At 62.5% G+C, this 19,639-nt stretch carries 20 protein-coding genes; 15 read left to right on the forward strand and 5 right to left on the reverse strand.

The genetic code is table 11. The annotated features are described in order from the left end of the window. Positions 1-67 precede the first annotated feature (67 nt). The 5 genes from ACZZZU_RS20075 to ACZZZU_RS20095 all read left to right on the forward strand — a co-directional run bounded on the left by ACZZZU_RS20075 (position 68) and on the right by ACZZZU_RS20095 (position 4,103). Complete coding sequence (locus ACZZZU_RS20075; protein WP_463381903.1) at positions 68-799, forward strand: TetR/AcrR family transcriptional regulator; 732 nt, start codon at positions 68-70, stop codon at positions 797-799. 126 nt (positions 800-925) lie between these two features. Then, on the forward strand, positions 926-1,477 hold the full coding sequence (locus ACZZZU_RS20080) for a hypothetical protein (protein ID WP_122493124.1): 552 nt from the start codon (positions 926-928) through the stop codon (positions 1,475-1,477). 64 nt (positions 1,478-1,541) lie between these two features. Further along, positions 1,542-2,837, forward strand: coding sequence for a flavohemoglobin expression-modulating QEGLA motif protein (locus tag ACZZZU_RS20085; RefSeq protein WP_122493123.1), 1,296 nt, complete (start codon positions 1,542-1,544; stop codon positions 2,835-2,837). 37 nt (positions 2,838-2,874) lie between these two features. Further along, positions 2,875-3,780 (forward strand): alpha/beta hydrolase, encoded by a 906-nt coding sequence (locus ACZZZU_RS20090; protein WP_463551614.1) that lies wholly within the window; start codon positions 2,875-2,877, stop codon positions 3,778-3,780. Then, on the forward strand, positions 3,777-4,103 hold the full coding sequence (locus ACZZZU_RS20095; protein ID WP_122492730.1) for a hypothetical protein: 327 nt from the start codon (positions 3,777-3,779) through the stop codon (positions 4,101-4,103). The genes ACZZZU_RS20090 and ACZZZU_RS20095 overlap by 4 nt, the downstream gene beginning before the upstream one ends. Positions 4,104-4,688: 585 nt before the next feature. On the opposite strand, the gene ACZZZU_RS20100 is transcribed toward ACZZZU_RS20095, so the two are convergent. Then, on the reverse strand, positions 4,689-6,866 hold the full coding sequence (locus ACZZZU_RS20100) for a heavy metal translocating P-type ATPase (protein ID WP_463551615.1): 2,178 nt from the start codon (positions 6,864-6,866) through the stop codon (positions 4,689-4,691). 91 nt (positions 6,867-6,957) lie between these two features. Between ACZZZU_RS20100 and cadR the strand changes: the two genes are divergently transcribed. After that, positions 6,958-7,425: a Cd(II)/Pb(II)-responsive transcriptional regulator gene (cadR, locus tag ACZZZU_RS20105; RefSeq protein ID WP_463381906.1), complete on the forward strand. Its 468-nt coding sequence runs from the start codon at positions 6,958-6,960 to the stop codon at positions 7,423-7,425. 153 nt (positions 7,426-7,578) lie between these two features. Here cadR and ACZZZU_RS20110 read toward each other — a convergent pair whose 3' ends face one another. The 3 genes from ACZZZU_RS20110 to ACZZZU_RS20120 all read right to left on the reverse strand — a co-directional run bounded on the left by ACZZZU_RS20110 (position 7,579) and on the right by ACZZZU_RS20120 (position 9,458). Continuing rightward, positions 7,579-8,355, reverse strand: coding sequence for an OmpA family protein (locus ACZZZU_RS20110; RefSeq protein ID WP_463551616.1), 777 nt, complete (start codon positions 8,353-8,355; stop codon positions 7,579-7,581). A gap of 54 nt (positions 8,356-8,409) precedes the next feature. Further along, positions 8,410-8,820: a DUF4398 domain-containing protein gene (locus tag ACZZZU_RS20115; RefSeq protein WP_463551617.1), complete on the reverse strand. Its 411-nt coding sequence runs from the start codon at positions 8,818-8,820 to the stop codon at positions 8,410-8,412. A 293-nt stretch (positions 8,821-9,113) separates the two neighbouring features. After that, positions 9,114-9,458, reverse strand: coding sequence for a pilin assembly protein (locus ACZZZU_RS20120; RefSeq protein WP_463381909.1), 345 nt, complete (start codon positions 9,456-9,458; stop codon positions 9,114-9,116). 223 nt (positions 9,459-9,681) lie between these two features. On the opposite strand from ACZZZU_RS20120, the gene ppc reads away from it, so the two are divergent. The 8 genes from ppc to ACZZZU_RS20160 all read left to right on the forward strand — a co-directional run bounded on the left by ppc (position 9,682) and on the right by ACZZZU_RS20160 (position 17,734). Beyond that, positions 9,682-12,318: a phosphoenolpyruvate carboxylase gene (gene ppc / locus ACZZZU_RS20125; RefSeq protein WP_463551618.1), complete on the forward strand. Its 2,637-nt coding sequence runs from the start codon at positions 9,682-9,684 to the stop codon at positions 12,316-12,318. A 201-nt stretch (positions 12,319-12,519) separates the two neighbouring features. Beyond that, positions 12,520-13,167: an adenylate kinase gene (adk, locus tag ACZZZU_RS20130; protein ID WP_463381911.1), complete on the forward strand. Its 648-nt coding sequence runs from the start codon at positions 12,520-12,522 to the stop codon at positions 13,165-13,167. Positions 13,168-13,262: 95 nt separating this feature from the next. Beyond that, positions 13,263-13,943, forward strand: coding sequence for a tRNA (adenosine(37)-N6)-threonylcarbamoyltransferase complex dimerization subunit type 1 TsaB (gene tsaB, locus ACZZZU_RS20135; protein WP_463551619.1), 681 nt, complete (start codon positions 13,263-13,265; stop codon positions 13,941-13,943). A gap of 175 nt (positions 13,944-14,118) precedes the next feature. After that, entirely contained in the window at positions 14,119-14,463 is a 345-nt protein-coding gene (locus ACZZZU_RS20140) for a hypothetical protein (protein WP_122492720.1), read from the forward strand. 7 nt (positions 14,464-14,470) lie between these two features. After that, the gene (locus tag ACZZZU_RS20145) at positions 14,471-15,328 is read left to right on the forward strand and encodes a DUF72 domain-containing protein (RefSeq protein WP_463551620.1); all 858 of its coding nucleotides are present in this window, start codon (positions 14,471-14,473) and stop codon (positions 15,326-15,328) included. A 56-nt stretch (positions 15,329-15,384) separates the two neighbouring features. Continuing rightward, a complete protein-coding gene (locus ACZZZU_RS20150; RefSeq protein ID WP_463551621.1) occupies positions 15,385-16,215 on the forward strand; it encodes an isocitrate lyase/PEP mutase family protein in 831 nt (276 codons plus the stop codon). A gap of 2 nt (positions 16,216-16,217) precedes the next feature. After that, entirely contained in the window at positions 16,218-16,910 is a 693-nt protein-coding gene (locus ACZZZU_RS20155; protein ID WP_463551622.1) for an extensin-like domain-containing protein, read from the forward strand. Between the two features lie 44 nt (positions 16,911-16,954). Next, entirely contained in the window at positions 16,955-17,734 is a 780-nt protein-coding gene (locus ACZZZU_RS20160) for a class I SAM-dependent methyltransferase (RefSeq protein ID WP_463551623.1), read from the forward strand. A gap of 62 nt (positions 17,735-17,796) precedes the next feature. Here the strand turns inward: ACZZZU_RS20160 and ACZZZU_RS20165 are convergent, their stop codons facing one another. After that, positions 17,797-18,435 (reverse strand): TetR/AcrR family transcriptional regulator, encoded by a 639-nt coding sequence (locus ACZZZU_RS20165; RefSeq protein WP_463551624.1) that lies wholly within the window; start codon positions 18,433-18,435, stop codon positions 17,797-17,799. A gap of 94 nt (positions 18,436-18,529) precedes the next feature. Between ACZZZU_RS20165 and ACZZZU_RS20170 the strand changes: the two genes are divergently transcribed. Then, positions 18,530-19,633 carry an efflux RND transporter periplasmic adaptor subunit gene (locus ACZZZU_RS20170; protein WP_463551625.1) on the forward strand — a complete coding sequence of 368 codons (1,104 nt, stop codon included), beginning with the start codon at positions 18,530-18,532 and terminating at the stop codon, positions 19,631-19,633. The last annotated feature ends 6 nt before the right edge of the window (positions 19,634-19,639 follow it).

Genomic DNA, 19,639 nt, shown 5'->3' on the forward strand with positions numbered 1-19,639 from the left:
GGGAAGGGATTTATTCTGCCTAGGCGTGCTCCAAGGCGAGAGTTTCACCATTGCGAGCATTTCACCAATGCGAGAGGTAAGCCCAGTCGTGACCCAACCTTCCCGAGACAGAGCCGCAGACGTCGCCAGCGCCGTTGCCGAAAGCGTGCAGTACCAAGGCCGCAAGGCCAGCCGCCAGGGCAGTGAACAACGCCGTCAAGCCATTCTCGATGCCGCCATGCGCATCATCATTCGCGAAGGCGTACGGGCAGTCCGGCACCGCGCCGTGGCCGCCGAGGCCGACGTACCGTTGTCTGCCACCACCTACTACTTCAAAGACATCAACGACCTCATCACCGATACCTTCGCGTTGTTCGTAGAACGCAGCGCTGCCGACATGGCCGCGTTTTGGGAAGGGGCTGAAGGGCTGTTGCGCACGCGTGTGGAAAAACTGCATGGCAGCGCCGAGTCGCGCCGTGAGCTGGCCGACTATATCGCCGCCATGGCGGTCGATTACGTGTACCGCCAAGTGATGGAGCGCCCGGCGCATCTGCTCGCCGAGCGCGCGTTTCAGCAGGAAGCCTTGCTCAACCCGCGCTTGCATGAACTGGTGCGCTCGCACCGGCAAATTCTGCAGCAGGGCGTGACGCATTTCTTTGAAGTATTGGGTTCGCAGCACCCAACCGAAGACGCCAAGGTGCTTACCGGTATCGTTGAACGCATGGAATATCAGGGCTTGATCGACGGCGCATCGAACATGAACAGCGCCGAGCAACTGGCGCTGCTCAAACGCTACATTTATCTGGTGCTTGGCCTGTAGAGCTGCTCGAATCCCGGTTCGCATCACTTGTCACATTTCAGGAGTAGGGTGCGCCGTTTTGTAGTCAGGGGAGTGGCAGTGGTAATGGCAAACGTAAGAAGGAGTGGGCTGCGGATGGAAAAATCGATAAACGTCTGGCGCGTGCTGATGGCCTTGTCGTTCCTGTTGCTCAGCGGCTGCCTGGTGACGTTTAAAGACCCCATCCCCGCCAACGAGCCGGCGCCCATGCCGCTGCTCGGCGAGTGGACGCGCAAGAATGAATTCGGCGACACCCTCTACCTGGACATCAGCCGCTCCGGCTCCAACGTCTACAAAGCCCGCACCTATATCAACAGCCCCGACAACGCCAAGAGCGTCGAGGAATACAGCTTCACCGTGTCGCACCACGGCAGTCGCTGGTACTTGTCGGCGGGCCTGCCGAAAACCCTGGGCGCGAACTTCGCCATTGGCGGCTTTGAACTGACCAAAGACAACGAGCTGCTGCTCTATAACCTCGACATCGACCGGGTCAGTCAAGAGCTGCAAGTCGGTGGATTGCAGGGCGATGTGATAGAAACCCCGGAAGGCGACGGCGTGCTCATCACCAGCCCGCTGGAAAAGGTGTTTGCCTACCTCGACGACCAAGCCAACTCGGACGTGTTCGTCGAAGTGGCGCGCTACCAACGCACCGGCGAATAGCAAACCGCATTCTGTAGGAGCGGCTTCAGCCGCGATGCTCTTGATGTTGAAAAGCGAGGGACCGATGAACAGCCAAACCCCACTCGACAACTACCAATTAGTCATTCGCGCGCTGTCCGACCGGCTGGTGGAAGCGCAAACGCCGATTCGCGTGCTGGACGCCGTCAAGTGGGACGACAACGTGCGCCAGGCGTTCCTCAAGGGCAAAGGCAAGGAAATGCCGCAGGTAGGTCGCGACTACTACGCCGGCCGCCCGCTGGGTTTTGATTCCGGTGCCAAGAAACTGGAATTTCAGAACATCGAGCGCGACATCACCCGCCAGCTCGGCCAGTTCAACCCGGTGGGCCAGATCATGCGGCGCATGTGCAAGGAATACCGCATGGTGATCCGCATGCTCGAAGCGCGCGGCACCCCGGATTTCGGCCTGATCTCGCAAGAACTTTACGGTTCCGCCTCCGACGCCTTCCACGCCGGCGACCCGACCCTGGCCGACCTGGGCCTGATGTTTTCCGATTACCTGAACAAGATCGACGACCGCGGCGACCTCAAAGACGAGCCGAAAACCCTCACCGCCAAAGACGCCGTGCAGTTGCTGCAAGGCCGGTTGAATACCGTGTTTGGTGAAGAACAGAGCACCATTCGTGTGTTCGAGTCGGACGGCATTCTGGCCGACGCCGCTGCTGGCGCCGATTACATCAAGATTCGCGCTGACGCCATGTTCAACGAACGCGATGTGCGCGCCCTGGAAGTACACGAAGGGCTGGTGCATGTCGGCACAACATTGAACGGCCTGAACCAGCCGATCTGCACCTTTCTCGCCAAAGGCCCGCCTTCTTCAACGGTGACCCAGGAAGGCTTGGCCATTCTGATGGAAGTGATCGCCTTCGCCTCTTACCCGAGCCGTTTGCGCAAACTCACCAACCGCACCCGCGCCATCCACATGGCCGAGGAGGGCGCAGACTTCCTTCAGGTGTTCGACTTCTTCCGCGCCCAGGGCTTCGACATGGAGCAGAGCTACGCCAACGCCAGCCGCAGCTTCCGGGGCTCAACGCCAGACGGGTTGCCGTTCACCAAGGATTTGTCGTACCTCAAGGGTTTTATCCTGATCTACAACTACATCCAGCTGGCCGTGCGCAAAGGCAAGCTCGAAGCCATTCCGCTGCTGTTCTGCGGCAAGGCCACGCTGGAAGACATGCGCACCTTGCGCCAGTTGGTCGACGAAGGCCTGGTGGTGCCGCCCAAATACCTGCCTCCGCAATTTCGCGACCTCAACGCGTTGTCGGCCTGGATGTGTTTCTCCAACTTCCTCAACCACCTGAGCCTGGACCGCATCGAAGCCGACTACGCCAACATTCTGTAAAGACAGGCTTGGATAAAACGCGTAGGGGAGGCGATTGATGCGACGACTGCTGATGCTTGGTCTGCTGCTGGTCAGCTTATGCGGTTGCAGCAATCTGCTGTTCTTCCCGCAAAAAGGTCTGCCGTTTACCCCTACGGTGGCCAAACTCGACTACCGCGACCTCACCCTCACCGCCGCAGACGGCACGCGCCTGCATGCCTGGTGGCTGCCGGTGAAGCCAGGCGTGGCGCTCAAAGGCACGGTGCTGCACCTGCACGGTAACGGCGGGAATGTGGCCACTCATTTGGGCGGCAGCTACTGGTTGCCGGAGCAGGGCTACAACGTGCTGCTGCTCGATTACCGGGGCTACGGCAATTCCGAGGGCAAACCGAATCTGCCAGGCGTTTACCAAGACATCGATGCCGCCTTCGCCTGGCTGCACGCCGCGCCTGAAACCAACGGTCAGCCGCTGTACGTGCTCGGGCAAAGCATCGGTGGCGCGCTGGCGGTGCGTTACCTTAGCGAAAACCCCGAACAAGCCAAACGCCTGAGCGCCCTGGTGCTGGATGGCGTGCCAGCCAGCTACCGCGACATTGCTCAGCTGACCCTGAGCAACTCGTGGCTGACCTGGCCGCTGCAGGTGCCGCTGTCGTGGCTGGTGCCCGACGGCGACAGCGCGCTCGCCGCCATTGGCAATTTGCCGCAGCTGCCGTTGTTGATCTACCAGAGCATCGACGATACGGTCGTGCCCCTTTCCAACGGCGTGAGCTTGTATCAAGCTGCGCGCCCGCCGCGAGTGTTCCAGCCCACGCGTGGCGGCCATGTGCAAACCTTCGCAGACCCCGTATGGCGGCAAGTAATGCTCATGTTCCTCAGCGACCCCACCGGCTTTACCGGCCTGCGGCGCCTGGCTGAAGTGCCCAACACCCCGACTTCCGATTCAAAAGCAGAGACAGCGCAATGAGCGAACAACGCGATGCAATTCCCCTGATCATCACCGGCGTGTGCAGCATCATCGGCACCGTGGCCGCGCTCTGGTACTACGGCTACCTGCACATCGCCAAACCCGAAGACGCCTTGCTGCTCTCCGAATTCACCATGCTCAAGACTGTGCCGGGCGAGGACTACAAAGTCTCCCTGGAACCGGCGGCGCAAGTGGCGCAGTGCGTGGATGGCGTGGTGGTGTTGTTTGATACCGAGCAGAAGGGTTTGACCGGTGTGTTGGTGGATAACCGTAAGAAGGCCGTGCGGTGTATTGGGCAGGAGACGCCGCAGAAGACGGAGTAATTGGGTGGCTGGGTTATGAAAAGCCGCTCTTCGGAGGGGTTTTTTTATGGTTGCGAGACCGATGTCTTTTTGTTTGGGGCGACACTTTCAAACTAATCACCGTCATTCCCGCGCAGGCGGCGGTCCGACGATTCGGAATCCAGAGTTTCGGATTGACCGCTGTTTTCGGACCCAGCAGAAACCGCTTTTTTGCTTCCGATCTTCGTCCCGTCCAACATTCTGGATTCCCGCGTGCGCGGGAATGACGGGGGTTTTTGCTAAATCATCTGTCATTCCGCGGGAGCGGCGGTCCGACGACTCGGAATCCAGAGTTTCGGATGAACCGCAGTTCTTGGCCTCATGAGAAACCGGTTTTTACTCCGCAGGTTGTCACCTTCCTCCATTCTGAATCCCCGCCTGCCCCCGTCTAGCACCGTCATTCCCGCGAAAGCGGGAATCCAGAGTTTCGGATGGGCCGCAGTTTTCGGACCCGGCAGAAACCGCTTTTTGCTTCCGATCTTCGTCCCGTCCAACATGCTGGATTCCGAGTCGTCGGACCGCCGCCTGCGCGGGAATGACGGTGTTGGTACGTTACCCGGCGTCGAATCAAACTCTGCCCGCCCGCAACAACCGCAACCCGTTAAACACCACCAGCAAACTCGCCCCCATATCCGCAAACACCGCCATCCACAGACTGCCCATTCCCGCCAACGTCAGGCCGAGAAACACCACCTTTATCCCCAGGGCCAGCGCAATGTTCTGCATCAGCACCGCATGGGTGCGGCGTGACAGGCGGATAAACACGGGCAGCTTGCGCAAGTCGTCGTCCATCAACGCCACGCCCGCTGTTTCAATGGCGGTGTCAGTGCCCGCTGCGCCCATGGCGAAACCAATGTCGGCGCGGGCCAGGGCCGGGGCGTCGTTGATGCCGTCGCCGACCATGCCGACCCGCTGGCCGCCTTCCTGCCGTTGGCGGATAAACGCCAGCTTCTCTTCCGGCAGCAGATCGCCTTGCGCCTCATCGATACCCACTTGCGCGGCAATGGCAGCAGCCGTATGCGGGTTATCGCCGGTGAGCATCAGGGTTTTAACGCCCAGCTTGTGCAACTCGCTGACGGCTTCGCGACTGGTTTCGCGCACCGCATCGGCCACCGCAAACAATGCCAGCGGACCGTTGCCGTCGAGCAGCACAATGGCGGTTTTGCCTTGGCGCTCCAGGGTGTCCAGTTGGGCTTCCAGGTCGGTTGAACACAGCCCCAGCTCTTCCACCAGGCGGTGATTGCCCAAGTGATACAGCGCGCCGTCGACCGTTGCTTTCACGCCCCGGCCGGGCAGGGCGACCACGTCCTGAACCGCCACCCGCTCAATCTGCTCAGCCTCCGCCGCACGGGCCAGCGCCTGCGACACCGGGTGGTCCGAACGCGCGGCCAGGCTGGCGGCAATCGCCCGGGCGTGAGGTTGATCGCCCAAGAGCACCACATCGGTTTGCTGCGGACGACCGTGGGTCAGCGTGCCGGTTTTATCCAGCGCCACCCAGGCCAATTGCCGGCCCATTTCCAGGAATACGCCGCCCTTGACCAAAATGCCCGAGCGCGCCGCCGCTGCCAGGCCGCTTACCAGCGTCACCGGCGTGGAAATCACCAGCGCACACGGGCAAGCGATCACCAGCAGCACCAGGGCTTTGTAAATCCAGTCCAGCCAGGCGCCGTCCAGCACCAGCGGCGGCACCACGGCGGTGAGCAGGGCAATGGCGAACACGGTGGGCGTATAGATGCGCGAGAAACGATCGACGAAGCGCTGGGTCGGCGCCTTCGAGCTTTGCGCTTCCTCAACGGCGTGAATGATGCGCGCCAGGGTGCTGTCGTCGGCGGCGCGGGTGGTGCGGTATTCCAGCTCGCCTTCGCCGTTAATGCTGCCGGCGAACAGTACGTCGTCCGGTGCTTTCTCCACGGGCATGCTTTCGCCGGTGATCGGCGCCTGGTTGACGCTGGAACGTCCGGCCAGCACCTCACCGTCCAGCGCAATGCGTTCGCCTGGGCGCACGCGCACCTGGCTGCCCAGCTCGACCTCAGCGACTGGCACCTCTCGCCATTGGCCGTCGACCTGCACGGTGGCCTGCGCAGGGGTTAAGTCGAGCAGCCCACGGATCGCCCGACGCGCACGGTCGAGCGATTTCGCTTCGATCAGCTCGGCAATCGCAAACAGCACGCTGACCATCGCCGCTTCCGGCCACTGGCCAATCAGCAGCGCGCCGGTCACGGCGATGCTCATCAGCGCGTTGATATTGAGGTTGCGGTTTTTTAGGGCGATCAGGCCCTTGCGGTAGGTGGGCAGACCGGCGCCGGCAATGGCGGCCAACGCGAAAGCGGCGATCAGCCAGGTCGGGCCGGCGCCGGTCCACTCCAGCACTTCCGACACCAATGCCGCCACACCGGCTGCCGCCAGGGGCCACCAGGGTTTCTGTGCGGCAGCGGGTGCAGGCGTGGCGCTGTCTACCGGTTCGCCGGTCATGCCGAGGCTGGCGATAATTTGCTGCAGCGGTTGCAACTCGGCAAAGCGGTGATGCACGCGCAGCACGCGTTGGATGAGGTTGAATTCCAGCGCTTCCACTTCCTTCACTTTGCCGAGCGCATCGCGCAGCAGGCGTTCTTCGGTGGGGCAATCCATCGCGTCGATGCGCAGGCTGCTCCAGCGCAATTCACCGGTCGCGCCGCTGACCGCCACGGCCGGCGCCGGCGCCGTCTCGTGATGATGGTCGCAACAGTGGTGGTGATCGTGGCTCATGGTCCGCTCCGTTGGCGCGTCTCGAGTTGACGCTATGGAAGCGATTGCACACCCTGTAGCTACTACAGAGTCAACAGGCGAGAAGCTCAAGATGAAAATTGGCGAACTGGCACGACTGACCGACTGCCCCGTGGAAACCATCCGCTACTACGAACGCGAGGGCCTGCTGCCTGAACCGGCGCGCTCGGAAGGCAACTACCGGCAGTACACGCAAGTGCACGTCGAGCGCCTGGCGTTTATCCGTCACTGCCGCTCGCTGGACATGACCCAGCAGGAAATCCGTGAGCTGCTGGCGTTGCGCGACGCGCCCGAGGCGGATTGCGCCGCCGCCAATCGCTTGATCGACGAACACATTCACCACGTTGAAGTGCGAATTAACGAACTGCGCGCTTTGCAGGATCAGTTACGGGATTTGCGCGCGCATTGCCAGGTGGTGGGCAATAGCGAGGCGTGCGGCATCCTGCGTGAGTTGGAACAGCCGGCGCCGCCTGCGGTGGCGAGCGAGGCGTGTATCGAGGCGGGGCATTTACACGTGCCGGGGGTGCATAAGCGGCACTGAGCGGTTTGCCCAAGAGCATCGCGGCTTATCGAAATGCCGCCCAGCCGCTCCCACAGGACGGTGAAATCTGTGGGAGCGGCTTCAGCCGCGATGCTCTTTGATCTGCAAAAAAAAACGCCCGCATCTGCGGGCGTCTTCATATCGCGACCTACCTTACAAAACCCGCGGTGCCACCGGTGCATTGCCATCGGCAATGGTCACTTCAACGCGACGGTTCAGCGTGCGCGAATCCGCTGTGGCGTTGGTAGCCACTGGATAATCCTTGCCGAAGCCGTGGGTGGTAATGCGAGTCGGCGACACGCCCATGGCCACCAGTGCGCTACGCACCGAGTCGGCACGTGCTTGCGACAGGCGCAGGTTGTGGTCGGTGGTGCCGGTGTTGTCAGTGAAGCCTTCCACTACAACCTGGCTGTTCGGGTTCTGCTGCAAATAAGTACCCAACTGCTGCACGTTGCGCAGACCGTTCGGTGTCAGCTCGGCGCGGTCGATCTGGAACAGTACGTCGCCCAGAGTGACCACGGTGCCGCGAGGGGTCTGCTTGGATTGCAGCTGTTGCAGCAGGGTGTCGACTTGTTTGTTACGCGCATCCAGTTGCGCCTGGGTGCGCAAGGCCGGGGCGTTGGCCAGTTGTTGCTCAGCTTGTTTTTGCAGCAGGGTTTGGCGCGCGACTTCTACGCGCTGGTTGCTGATGTAGGCGAGCTGGTCGACCTGGGCTTGCGGCTTGCCATCGGCATAGGCGATGTCGGCGCGGGCCAGCATGTCGGCGGCTTCCTTGGTTTCCAGCGCGGCCAGGGTTTGCGATTGCGGCTGGGCGGTCAGGGCCGAGTAGTTGCTGTGTGCTTGGTCCAGGTTCGGGTTGGGCTTGGAGGCGCAGGCCACCAATGCCAGGCTCAGAACCGACAGGGCAGAAACAGAAATCAACTTGTTCATAGGGGATTGTCCTTATCTAAGCGAGGGCGCGATCGATGCGAGGGGCGGGGCCCGTTACTGCACGATGATCGGCGTACGAGCGCCTTCTTCACGGATTTGCTGAACGCCTTGTTGCGAGTCCTGCAGCATTTTCTGCGCCTTGGTTGCCAGGGCAGTGCGTTCGGCTACGCGGGCGTCCCACTCGGCTTGTTCAGCCAACAGGCGCGCTTGCTCGTATTCGTCTTCGCGCAGCAGTTGCTCAGCTTGGGTGAGCTTGTCTTGCGCGGCTTTCATTTGTACCGGTGCGTACTCGGCGCCGCCGGCTGCGGCCGCACTTTTCACCACGGTATTGGTGACGGCGAACTGCTCGGTCGGTGGGTTGCCGGCACAGCCGGTCAACAGCAGGCTGCCGCCCAGAGCGAGGGCCGCCAGCAGAGTAGATTTCGAGGTGACAGCAGGATTTGTCTTCATGATATTCCGCTCCATTGGTATTTCTCCACAGATGTCTTCACTCAAGACAACTTGCCTTCCAGATGCATGCTTAGTAGCGCTAGTTAGCCGACGATGGCGACTAGTTTGCGGCTAGTGGCTGATGCGCTGGCTTACTCGTTACGACTGGAGGGCTGCGAAAAATGTTCAACATAATTGACGATAAGCGGTGCTTATTTGTGGGAGCGAAACGCGCAAACGCCCGCCGCAGCGGGCTTGCAGCGATGCAATTAATTTAATGGCATGGCGCTGAAAATCGCTGCGGCGGGCCTTGGTAAAGGCGAATGTAGCTAGTGGTTGGTGCTGTCGAGTTGCTCGCTCAGCAGGTGCAGGTGTTTTTTCGACAGTTCTAAGAAGCGCGGCGTGGGGCCGACGTCTTCGTAGAGCGGGTCGCCCTGCTCGTCGGTGGCGACTACATGGGTACCTTTTACATACGGCAGGCCGGCTTCGAGTTCTTCAAGCGCGGCGCCAATCAGTTCGCCGAGCAGTTCGTGCGGCTGGCGTTTGGGATACATCTCGGCCAGCGCGGCCAGACGCGCGGCGGCTTCCAGGTCGAGGTGTACTTCGTAAGGGCTGCGGGTCAGGCGGCCGGTGGCATCGTTTTCCCATTGGCGAACCAGTTCGCGAATCTTCATAGCGTCCTCAGGTGTCTGACGAGAATGAGCACCCAGCAGCCGAGCAGCGGGCGCCGGGCTTACAGGGTTGAGACTAGACCGCTGCGCATTCGAGCGGCGCCGTTCGTCGCACCCTTGCACGACCATGGCGCATTCACGACGCTGCTCGCGAAGTGGCCAGCGCGGGTTAAGCTCAAGCCCATGCGTGCATCAACAACAATGAATTGGCAGCGGAGAAGTGCGAATGGCTGAAATCGACGCGCGGTTGCGTGAGGACGTCCACCTGCTCGGTGAACTGCTCGGCGAAACCATTGGCGCCCAGCGGGGCGAGGGATTTGTCGACAAGATCGAGCGCATTCGTAAAGGCGCGAAAGCGGCCCGCCAGGGCTCGGCGAAAGGCGCGGCGCAACTGACCAGCACCCTCGACAGTTTGAAAGAAGACGAGCTGCTGCCCGTGGCGCGGGCGTTTAACCAGTTCCTCAACCTGGCCAACATTGCCGAGCAATATCACCAAGTCCGCCGCTTGGGGCCGGAAGAACCGCCGCGATTCGAAGCCGAGGTGCTGCCGCAATTGCTGGAGCGTTTGAAGCAGGACGGCAACAGCGCCGAGGTATTGGCCCGCCACCTGAGCCGTCTGGAAATCGAGCTGGTGCTGACGGCGCACCCGACCGAAGTGTCGCGCCGCACCCTGATCCAGAAGTACGACGCCATCGCCGCGCAACTGGCCGCGCAGGATCACAGCGACCTCTCGCCCGCCGAGCGCAACCAGATCAAACAGCGGTTGCACCGCCTGATCGCCGAAGCGTGGCACACCGAGGAAATTCGTCGAACCCGACCCAGCCCCGTGGACGAAGCCAAGTGGGGTTTCGCCGTGATCGAGCATTCGCTATGGAAGGCCGTGCCCAAATACCTGCGTGGCGCTGATGACGCGCTGTATGCCGCCACCGGCCTGCGCTTGCCGCTGACGGCTGCGCCGATTCGCTTCGCTTCCTGGATGGGTGGCGACCGTGACGGCAACCCCAATGTCACCGCGCCCATCACCCGCGAAGTGTTGCTGCTGGCGCGCTGGATGGCGGCGGATTTGTACCTGCGCGACGTCGATAACCTGGCCGGCGAACTGTCGATGCAGCAGGCAAACGCCGCCGTGCGCGAGCTGGTGGGCGACAGCTCGGAACCGTATCGCGCGCTGCTCAAACAACTGCGCGAGCGCCTGAAAGCCACGCGGGCCTGGGCCGAAGCGGCGCTCCATGGCGACCTCGCGCCGTCGGCAGCGGTGCTGCACAGCAACAACGAATTGCTGGAACCGCTGGAGCGCTGCTACCACTCGCTGCATGAGTGCGGCATGGGCGTGATCGCCAACGGCCCGCTCCTCGATTGCCTGCGCAACGCTGCCACGTTTGGCTTGTTTCTGGTGCGTTTGGACGTGCGCCAGGACTCGACTCGGCACGCCTCGGCGATGAGCGAAATCACCGACTTCCTCGGCCTGGGCCGCTATCAAGACTGGGACGAAGAAACCCGCGTGGCGTTTTTGCTGCGCGAACTCAACAACCGTCGGCCTTTGTTGCCGGCTCATTACCAGGCGTCGGCCGACACCGCTGAAGTGCTCGCCACCTGCAAGGTGGTCGCCCAGGCGCCGCAGGCTTCGCTCGGTTCGTATGTCATTTCCATGGCCGGTGCGCCTTCGGATGTGCTGGCGGTGCAACTCCTATTAAAAGAAGCCGGGTTGCAACGCCCGATCCGGGTGGTGCCACTGTTTGAAACCCTGGCGGATCTAGAAAACGCCGGCCCGGCCATTGACCGCTTGCTTGGCCTGCCGGGCTATCGCTCACGCTTGCATGGCCCGCAGGAAGTGATGATCGGCTATTCCGACTCGGCCAAAGACGCCGGCACCACCGCCGCCGCCTGGGCGCAGTACCGCGCGCAGGAAGCGTTGGTGAACGTGTGCCGTGAGCATCAAGTGGAACTGCTGCTGTTTCACGGCCGTGGTGGCACGGTTGGGCGCGGTGGCGGTCCCGCCCACGCGGCGATTCTGTCGCAGCCCCCGGGTTCGGTGGCGGGTCGGTTCCGCACCACGGAGCAGGGCGAGATGATTCGCTTCAAGTTCGGTCTGCCCGACATCGCCGAGCAAAACCTCAACCTGTACCTGGCCGCCGTGCTGGAAGCCACGGTGCAACCGCCACCCGTGCCGGAACCTGCATGGCGCGACTTGATGAGCAAGTTGGCCGAGGACGGCGTCGCCGGTTACCGCGCCGTGGTGCGCGAGCATCCCCAGTTCGTTGAGTATTTCCGTCAAGCCACGCCGGAGCAGGAGTTGGGCCGGTTGCCGCTGGGCAGTCGGCCGGCGAAACGGCGCGAAGGCGGGGTGGAAAGCCTGCGCGCCATTCCGTGGATATTCGCCTGGACGCAAACGCGCCTGATGCTGCCGGCCTGGCTGGGCTGGGAAGCGGCGCTGGGCAACGCGCTGGAGCGGGGCGAGGGCGAGCTGCTGGCCGAGATGCGCGAGCGTTGGCCGTTCTTCCGCACGCGCATCGACATGCTGGAGATGGTGCTGGCCAAAGCAGACGCCGCCATTGCCGGTTTGTACGACGAACGTCTGGTGTCAGACGAGCTGCGACCGCTGGGTGCGCATTTACGCGACCTATTGTCGCAGGCGGGGTCCTGTGTACTGACCCTGACTGGTCAGTCGCAGCTGTTGGCGCACAGTCCTCAGACGTTGTCGGCCTTCACTGTAAGGAACACTTACCTCGACCCGTTGCATCTTCTGCAGGCCGAGCTGCTGGCCCGTTCTAGACAGTCCGAGCGCCAGGCAGACAGCCCGTTGGAGCAAGCACTGCTGGTCAGCGTGGCAGGTATTGCAGCGGGGTTGCGCAACACCGGTTAAGGCATTGGCGACGGGCCTGGAAAGGGCATTCCAGATGCCTTGAAAGGCCCGGTTTGCTCATACTTTCGGTGGCTTGTGCGGTGCCGGTGCGCTGTGTATCTTGATCAACCTTTTGGCCGCTCCGTGCTGCCGGGACCTATACCGAGATTGGCCCAACGAGGCGAATCCGACGAGTTCTATTCAATCTTGAGGAGCACAGAGATGCGCGTGATTCTGTTGGGAGCGCCCGGTGCCGGCAAAGGTACCCAGGCTCGCTTCATCACCGAGAAATTCAACATTCCACAGATCTCGACCGGCGACATGCTGCGCGCAGCCGTCAAAGCGGGTACCGAGCTGGGTCTGCAGGTGAAGGGCGTGATGGACAGCGGCGGTCTGGTTTCCGATGACCTGATTATCGGCCTGATCAAAGAGCGCATCGCTCAAGCAGATTGCGCCAATGGCTTCTTGTTCGACGGCTTCCCGCGCACCATTCCTCAGGCCGAAGCCTTGAAAGACGCCGGCGTGAAGTTGGACCACGTGGTGGAAATCTCGGTAGACGACGAAGAAATCGTTCAGCGCATCTCCGGTCGCCGCGTTCACGCTGACTCCGGCCGTGTTTACCACCTGATCTACAGCCCGCCCAAAGTGGAAGGCAAAGACGACGTCACCGGCGAAGACCTGGTGCAGCGCGTGGATGACACCGAAGCCACCGTGCGCAACCGCCTGCGGGTTTACCACGATCAAACCAAGCCGCTGGTGAACTTCTACCAGCAGCTGTCCGCCGCTGAAGGCACGCCCAAGTACAGCTACATCGAAGGCGTTGGCTCGGTGGAAGACATCACTGCCAAGGTTCTCGCGGCCCTGAGCTAAGCGAACCGACCCGCTTCAAACCAACGGCCCGCTTGCGGGCCGTTGGCGTTTATACTTCGCAGCGTTTTTTTCGACCAAAGCCCTGGATACCCCGAATGAGCACTCTGCTGGCCCTGGATACCGCAACCGAAGCTTGCTCCGTTGCCTTGCTGCATGACGGCAAAGTGCTGAGCCACTACGAAGTGATTCCGCGCCTGCACGCTCAGCGCCTGCTGCCGATGATCAAAGACCTGCTCGCCGAAGGCGGTATCAGCTTGTCAGCCGTGGACGCCATCGCCTTTGGCCGGGGTCCTGGCGCGTTTACCGGGGTGCGCATTGCCATCGGCGTGGTGCAAGGGCTGGCGTTTGCGCTGGATCGGCCGGTGCTGCCGGTGTCGAACCTGGCCGTTCTGGCCCAGCGCGCATTGCGCGAGCACGGCGCGCAGCAAGTGGCGAGCGCCATCGACGCGCGCATGGACGAAGTGTATTGGGGTTGTTACCGCGCCGAGCAGGGCGAAATGCGTTTAGCCGGCGTGGAAGCGGTGTTGCCGCCCGAGCAGGCGAACCTGCCGCGCGACGCCAGCGGCGACTGGTTCGGCGCCGGCACCGGCTGGGGCACCTTCGCGGCGCGCATTCCGGTAGCTATCGTTGGCCAGGAACCGGCCATGCTGCCCCACGCCCTGGACTTGCTCACCCTGGCCCAAGGCGCCTGGGCCCGTGGCGAAGCGCTGCCGGCGGATCAGGCGCAACCGTTATACCTGCGCGACAACGTGGCCACGCCCAAAGCGGCGCCTTGACCGTCCGGCGCTAAAACGTCCCGCTTGTAAGTAATTTCCGACTAGCTGTGTAAGCCCGGATTGCGCTTATAAATCGACTCTGGTTACATACCCGACACATAGATTGGCCGTAGTTGCGATTGGCCAATGTCTGTCAGCCATTTCCGATACTTTTGCTAGAGAAGTACGAGCAGTAATGCGCATCGACGGTTTTACCTCCTCTTACACGCTGGATCGCACCCCTCGTCCGGGAAGCGCGGTCACGCCTTTTCGCGAGATTCAGCGCGAGCAAGAGGCGCGTCGTGAGGTACCCGCTACCCCGTCGACCACGCAAGGTATCGAAAGCACCCCTCAGCAACGCCGTGTGCAAGCCAGCAACGCCAGCAGCGATAGCCTGCCGGCCCGCTCGCAAGACGTGTACACCCAGCGCAGCGGCGTAAGCGCCCGCGCTCAGCAGGCACTGGCCAGCTACGCCAGCACCGCCAGCTACTCGAACGAAACCGACGCCACGGAAATTCTCGGCCTCGATACGTACGCCTGAAGCCTGGATGCTTCCCTATTTCCTCGGTTGTCCTTCCTGGAGCGAACCTGCCTGGCGCGGTGATCTGTATCCCGATTCCGCCCGCAGCGCCGACTTTCTCGGCCTCTACGCCCACGTCTTCAACACCGTTGAGGGCAACACCACTTTCTACGCCCAGCCCTCGGAAGCCACCGTGCAACGCTGGGCCGAGCAGATGCCGGAACACTTTCGCTTCTGCGCCAAATTGCCCCGCGACATCAGTCACAGCAGCGACCTTTATGCCCAGCTCGACGCCGCGCACGCCTTCGTCCGCCTGTTAAAACCGTTGGGTCCGCGCGTGGCGCCGTATTGGTTGCAGTTGCCCGCCAAGTTCGGCCCGCAGCGCCTGGCCGAGCTGCAAGCGTTTATCGCTGAGCTGGCTGTGCCGTTGGCGGTGGAGGTTCGCCATCCCGCGTTCTTTGCCAAAGGTGAAGATGAGCGAGCGCTGAATCGGATGCTGCTCGGTCAGGGCGTCGAGCGCGTGTGCCTGGATTCCCGGGCATTGTTCAGTTGCGTGTCCAACGACCCCGCGGTGCTCCACGCGCAGGCGAAAAAGCCGCGGTTGCCGACTCGGCCGGCGGCATTCACGCAGTTCCCACAGCTTCGTTTTATTGGCCGTCCCGAGTTGGAGGCCAATGACGCGTTTATGCAGCCTTGGCTGAGCAAGGTGGCCGGCTGGATTGAAGAGGGGCGTACGCCCTATGTCTTTCTGCACACGCCCGACAACGTATTGGCTGCGCAACTGGCGCGACGGTTTCACCAGCAGTTGCGCGAGTTGCTGCCCGGTTTGCCGACGTTGCCGGAATTAGAGGTCGAACCGGCGGCGGAGCAGTTGGGTCTGCTTTAAGGTTGATGCCGACGCCAGCCCCACCCATCAAACCAAACAGAACGCAGGACGCCCCCATGCCCTCGCAACTCGAACGCGCCCACGCCTTTCAGCAACTCCATGTCGCCGATGGTGCGTTTGTAATCCCCAATCCGTGGGACGCCGGCTCGGCGAAAATGCTCGCCAGCCTCGGCTACAACGCCTTGGCCACCACCAGCGCCGGCCTGGCGTTTTCCCTCGGGCGACCAGACGCCGAAGGCGCGCTGTCGTTGGACGAGAACCTCGCCAACGCCCAAGCCATCGTGGCTGCCACCGATTTGCCCGTGGCGGGGGATCTGGAAAACGGTTTTGCCGATGACCCCGAAGGCTGCGCCGTCTGCATTCAACGTGCGGCTGCCGTCGGCTTGGTCGGCGGTTCCATCGAAGACGCCAGCGGCCGCAGCCAGGCGCCGATCTACGATTTCCAACTGGCGGTAGAGCGCGTCCAGGCGGCCGTCGCCGCTGCGCGCAGCCTGGCGTTTCCGTTCACCCTCACGGCGCGGGCCGAGAATCTGTTGAATGGCCGCGACGACCTGGCCGACACGATCCGCCGTCTGCAAGCGTTCGCCGAAGCGGGTGCCGACGTGTTGTTCGCGCCGGGCCTGCGTTCGGTGCAGGAGATTGAAACGGTGGTGCGCGCCCTGGCGCCCAAGCCGGTGAACGTATTGATGGGCTTGTCTGGCGTGACGCTCACCGTGGCGCAGTTGCAGGATTTGGGCGTGAAGCGCATCAGCGTCGGCTCGTCCTTGGCCCGCGCGGCCTACGGTGAATTCTTTCGCGCCGCCCAGGCCATTCAGCAAGAAGGCCGCTTCACGTTCGCCGAGCAGGCGATGCCGTTCCAACAGCTGAACAACCTGTTCAAGGGCTGACGGTGCGCGGGCTGCTCAAATTGTTAATCGTCCTCGTGGTTCTGGGCGCAGCGCCGTTCGCGGTGTGGCGCGGCTGGTGGCAGGTGCCGCCGCAGTGGAACCCTTGGGCGCCGCTGGACGTGCGCCTGGCGCCGAACTGGCTGACACCGTGGAAGATGATGCGTCTGGGCCAGGACCGTGAGCTCTGCGCCCAAGCCTTGGCCACCTCGCCGGTGCGTTTTTTGCCGCTGGCCGACAACGCTGCCACGGCTAACTGTCCGCTGAGTAACGTGGTGCGGGTGCAAGGCTCACAGGTGGCCTTCAGCAGCAGCTTTATCGCCACGTGCCCGCTGGCGGTGGCCTTTGCCCTGTACGAGCGCCACGGCCTGCAACCGGCTGCGCAAGCGGTGTACGGCCAGGCGGTGACGCGCATCGACCATCTCGGCAGCTTCGCCTGCCGCAACATCGGCAACAGCTCGCGGCGCAGCCAGCACGCCAGCGCCAATGCCTTGGATATCGCCGGTTTCCGCTTGGCCGACGGCCGCCGCATTACCGTTGCGCGCGACTGGAACGGCGACGATGACGAGGCGCGCTTTCTGCGCCTGGCCCGCGATGCCGGCTGCAAAGCGTTCAACGTCACCCTGAGCCCAGAATACAACGCCGCGCACCACGACCATTTCCACCTCGACATGGGCATGTTTCGCCTCTGTCGCTAGGCTCTGGCAGAATGCCGCGCCCCTTTATCACGAGCCGCCAGCCCATGAGCGATCACATTCCCAGCGTTGTAGTGCGTGCCGAAGCTTTGGCGCCGGCCTTTACCGAGGCCGCTGCGCAGTGGGCCGCGCGCCTGGGATTGCCGCTGGAAGGCGAAGCCGACTTTGCCCTGCAACTGGGCGAGAGTGGTTTGCAGTTGGCCGACCTGGGCCCGCAGGCGCCGGGGCCGGTGCGGGTCGATTTCGTCGAGGGCGCGGTGGCGCATCGGCGCTTGTTTGGCGGCGGCACGGGGCAAATGATCGCCAAGGCGGTCGGCGTGCAACCGGGCGTGCGGCCTTCGGTACTGGATGCCACGGCGGGCCTGGGGCGTGATGCGTTTGTGCTGGCGAGCCTGGGATGCCAGACGGCGATGATCGAGCGTCAGCCACTGATTGCCGCGTTGCTTGAAGACGGCCTGGCGCGCGCCAAAGGTGATGAAGAGGTGGGCGCGATTGTGGCGCAGATGCGCTTGCTGGTCGGCAACGCCATCGAATTGATGCGCGGCTGGGAAGGGGAGGCGCCGCAGGTGATTTACCTCGACCCGATGTTTCCCCATCGCGACAAAAGCGCGCTGGTGAAAAAGGAAATGCGCCTGTTCCGCCCGCTGGTGGGCGACGACCTCGATGCCCCGGCGCTACTCGAAGCGGCCCTGGCATTGGCCACTCACCGCGTGGTGGTCAAGCGCCCGCGCAAGGCGCCGATTATCGCTGGCACCAAGCCCAGCTATGCGCTGGACGGCAAGTCGAGCCGCTACGACATCTACCCGAAAAAAGCGCTGAAACCTTAAAGCGCCTCCAACACCGCAATCCTGTAGGAACGGCTTCAGCCGCGAGCTTTTAAGTCTTCAATTCAACGCGGCAAATAAGCCCGCACAAACATCGCCACCGCGTCGGCAATCTGCTCCTCGGTGGAGCACAGCTCGTCTTCGGCATTGCAGCCAATCAGCAGCCGGAAGTTGATGCCGCCTTTGAGCAGGCACAGGAAATGCTCGGCGGCCAGCTCCGGATTTTCGATGTCCAATTTTCCTATCTGGTCGGCTCTGCGCAGCAAACCGGCCATTTCGTCGTGCACGACCTTCGGGCCGGACTCGTAAAACATCTTTGCCAGCTTCGGGTCCTGGCTGCCTAGGGAAATCATCACGCGGTGCAGTTCGATGGACTCGCGGCTGCTGACCAGGCAGTGAAACGCCTGGGCAATATTGAGCAGCACGGTTTCGATGGGCGCGGTTTCCAGCAGCTCGAAAATCACCAACGGCATCTGTTCTTCGCACTTGGCGCGCACCGCCATGGAGAACAGTGTCTCCTTGTCGGTGAAGTGGCTGTACACCGTGAGCTTGGAAACGCCGGCTTCGGCGGCAATCGCATCCATGCTGCAACCGTCGTAACCCAGGCGCAGAAACAGGTTCTTGGCGGCATCAAGAATGGCGGCGCGCTTTGTAAGGTCTTTCGGACGACCGGGTCCGCTTGGCGGTAATAGATTGTCTGACATTTCGCGTTTTATTACTGGACTGGCGAGTTTGCTATTTTTACTATACCGCCCAGTACAATTATTCAAAGCCTTAATTCGCGAAAGGTCTTACATCATGTTCCGCCATGTCCTGCCACTCGCCTTGCCCGTCTCGCTTGTTGTTTTGCTCGCTGCTTGTGGCTCCGCCGAGGAAGTGAAAACGCCCCCGCGTCCGGCCTTGGTGGTTCAGCCCCAGCCTGCCGGCGAAACCGCCGACACCTTCCCTGGCGAAGTGCGGGCCCGACTGGAGCAGGATTTGGCCTTCCGCATCGGCGGCAAAGTGACCAAGCGCCTGGTAGATGTAGGCGCGCGGGTGAAGAAGGACCAGCCGCTGGCCGAGCTGGATCCGCAAGATGTGCAACTGCAACTGGAAGCTCAGCGCGCACAGGTGGCCGCCGCGACCGCCAACCTGCAGTTGGTGCGCAGCGAACGTGATCGGTACAAAACCTTGTTTGATCGGCAGATGGCCAGCCGCTCGCAGTACGACAACGCCGAAAACCTGTACCGCGCCGGCGAAGCGCGGGTGAAACAGGCCAAGGCTGAATTCGATGTCTCCAACAACCAGGCCGGCTACTCGGTGCTGCGCGCGACGCAATCGGGCGTGGTGGCGCGGCGGCTGGTAGAGGTCGGCAACGTGGTTGCCGCCGGGCAAACGGTTTACACCCTGGCCGCCGACGGCGAGCGCGAGGTGCTGATCAGCCTGCCAGAGCACAGCATCGAGCGCTTCAGCATCGGTCAGGAAGTGTTCGTCGAGCTCTGGTCGCGTCCCGATATTCGTTATTCCGCACGCATCCGTGAACTGTCGCCAGCGGCCGATCCGCAGTCGCGCACCTACGCCGCCCGCGTTTCTTTCACTGCCGATAAAGTGCCAGCCGACCTCGGCCAGAGCGCGCGCGTGTTCGTGCCGGTGGCCGGTGAAGTGCCGCTGGCCATTCCGCTGTCGGCGCTGAGTGCCGAAGGCGGCAAACCCTTTGTGTGGGTGGTGGAACCGAAAACCGCCAAGCTGATGCGCCGCAGCGTCAAGGTCGGCCCGTATGGCGAAGACCAGGTGCCGGTGCTCGAAGGGTTGCAAGCCACCGACTGGGTCGTCGCCGCCGGTGTTCAAGTACTGCGTGAAGGCCAGGAAGTCCGGCCGGTGGACCACGCCAATCGCTCGGTCAAACTGGCAGCGCAGGAGTAAGCACGG

The organism is Pseudomonas sp. AC136 (assembly GCF_979258585.1).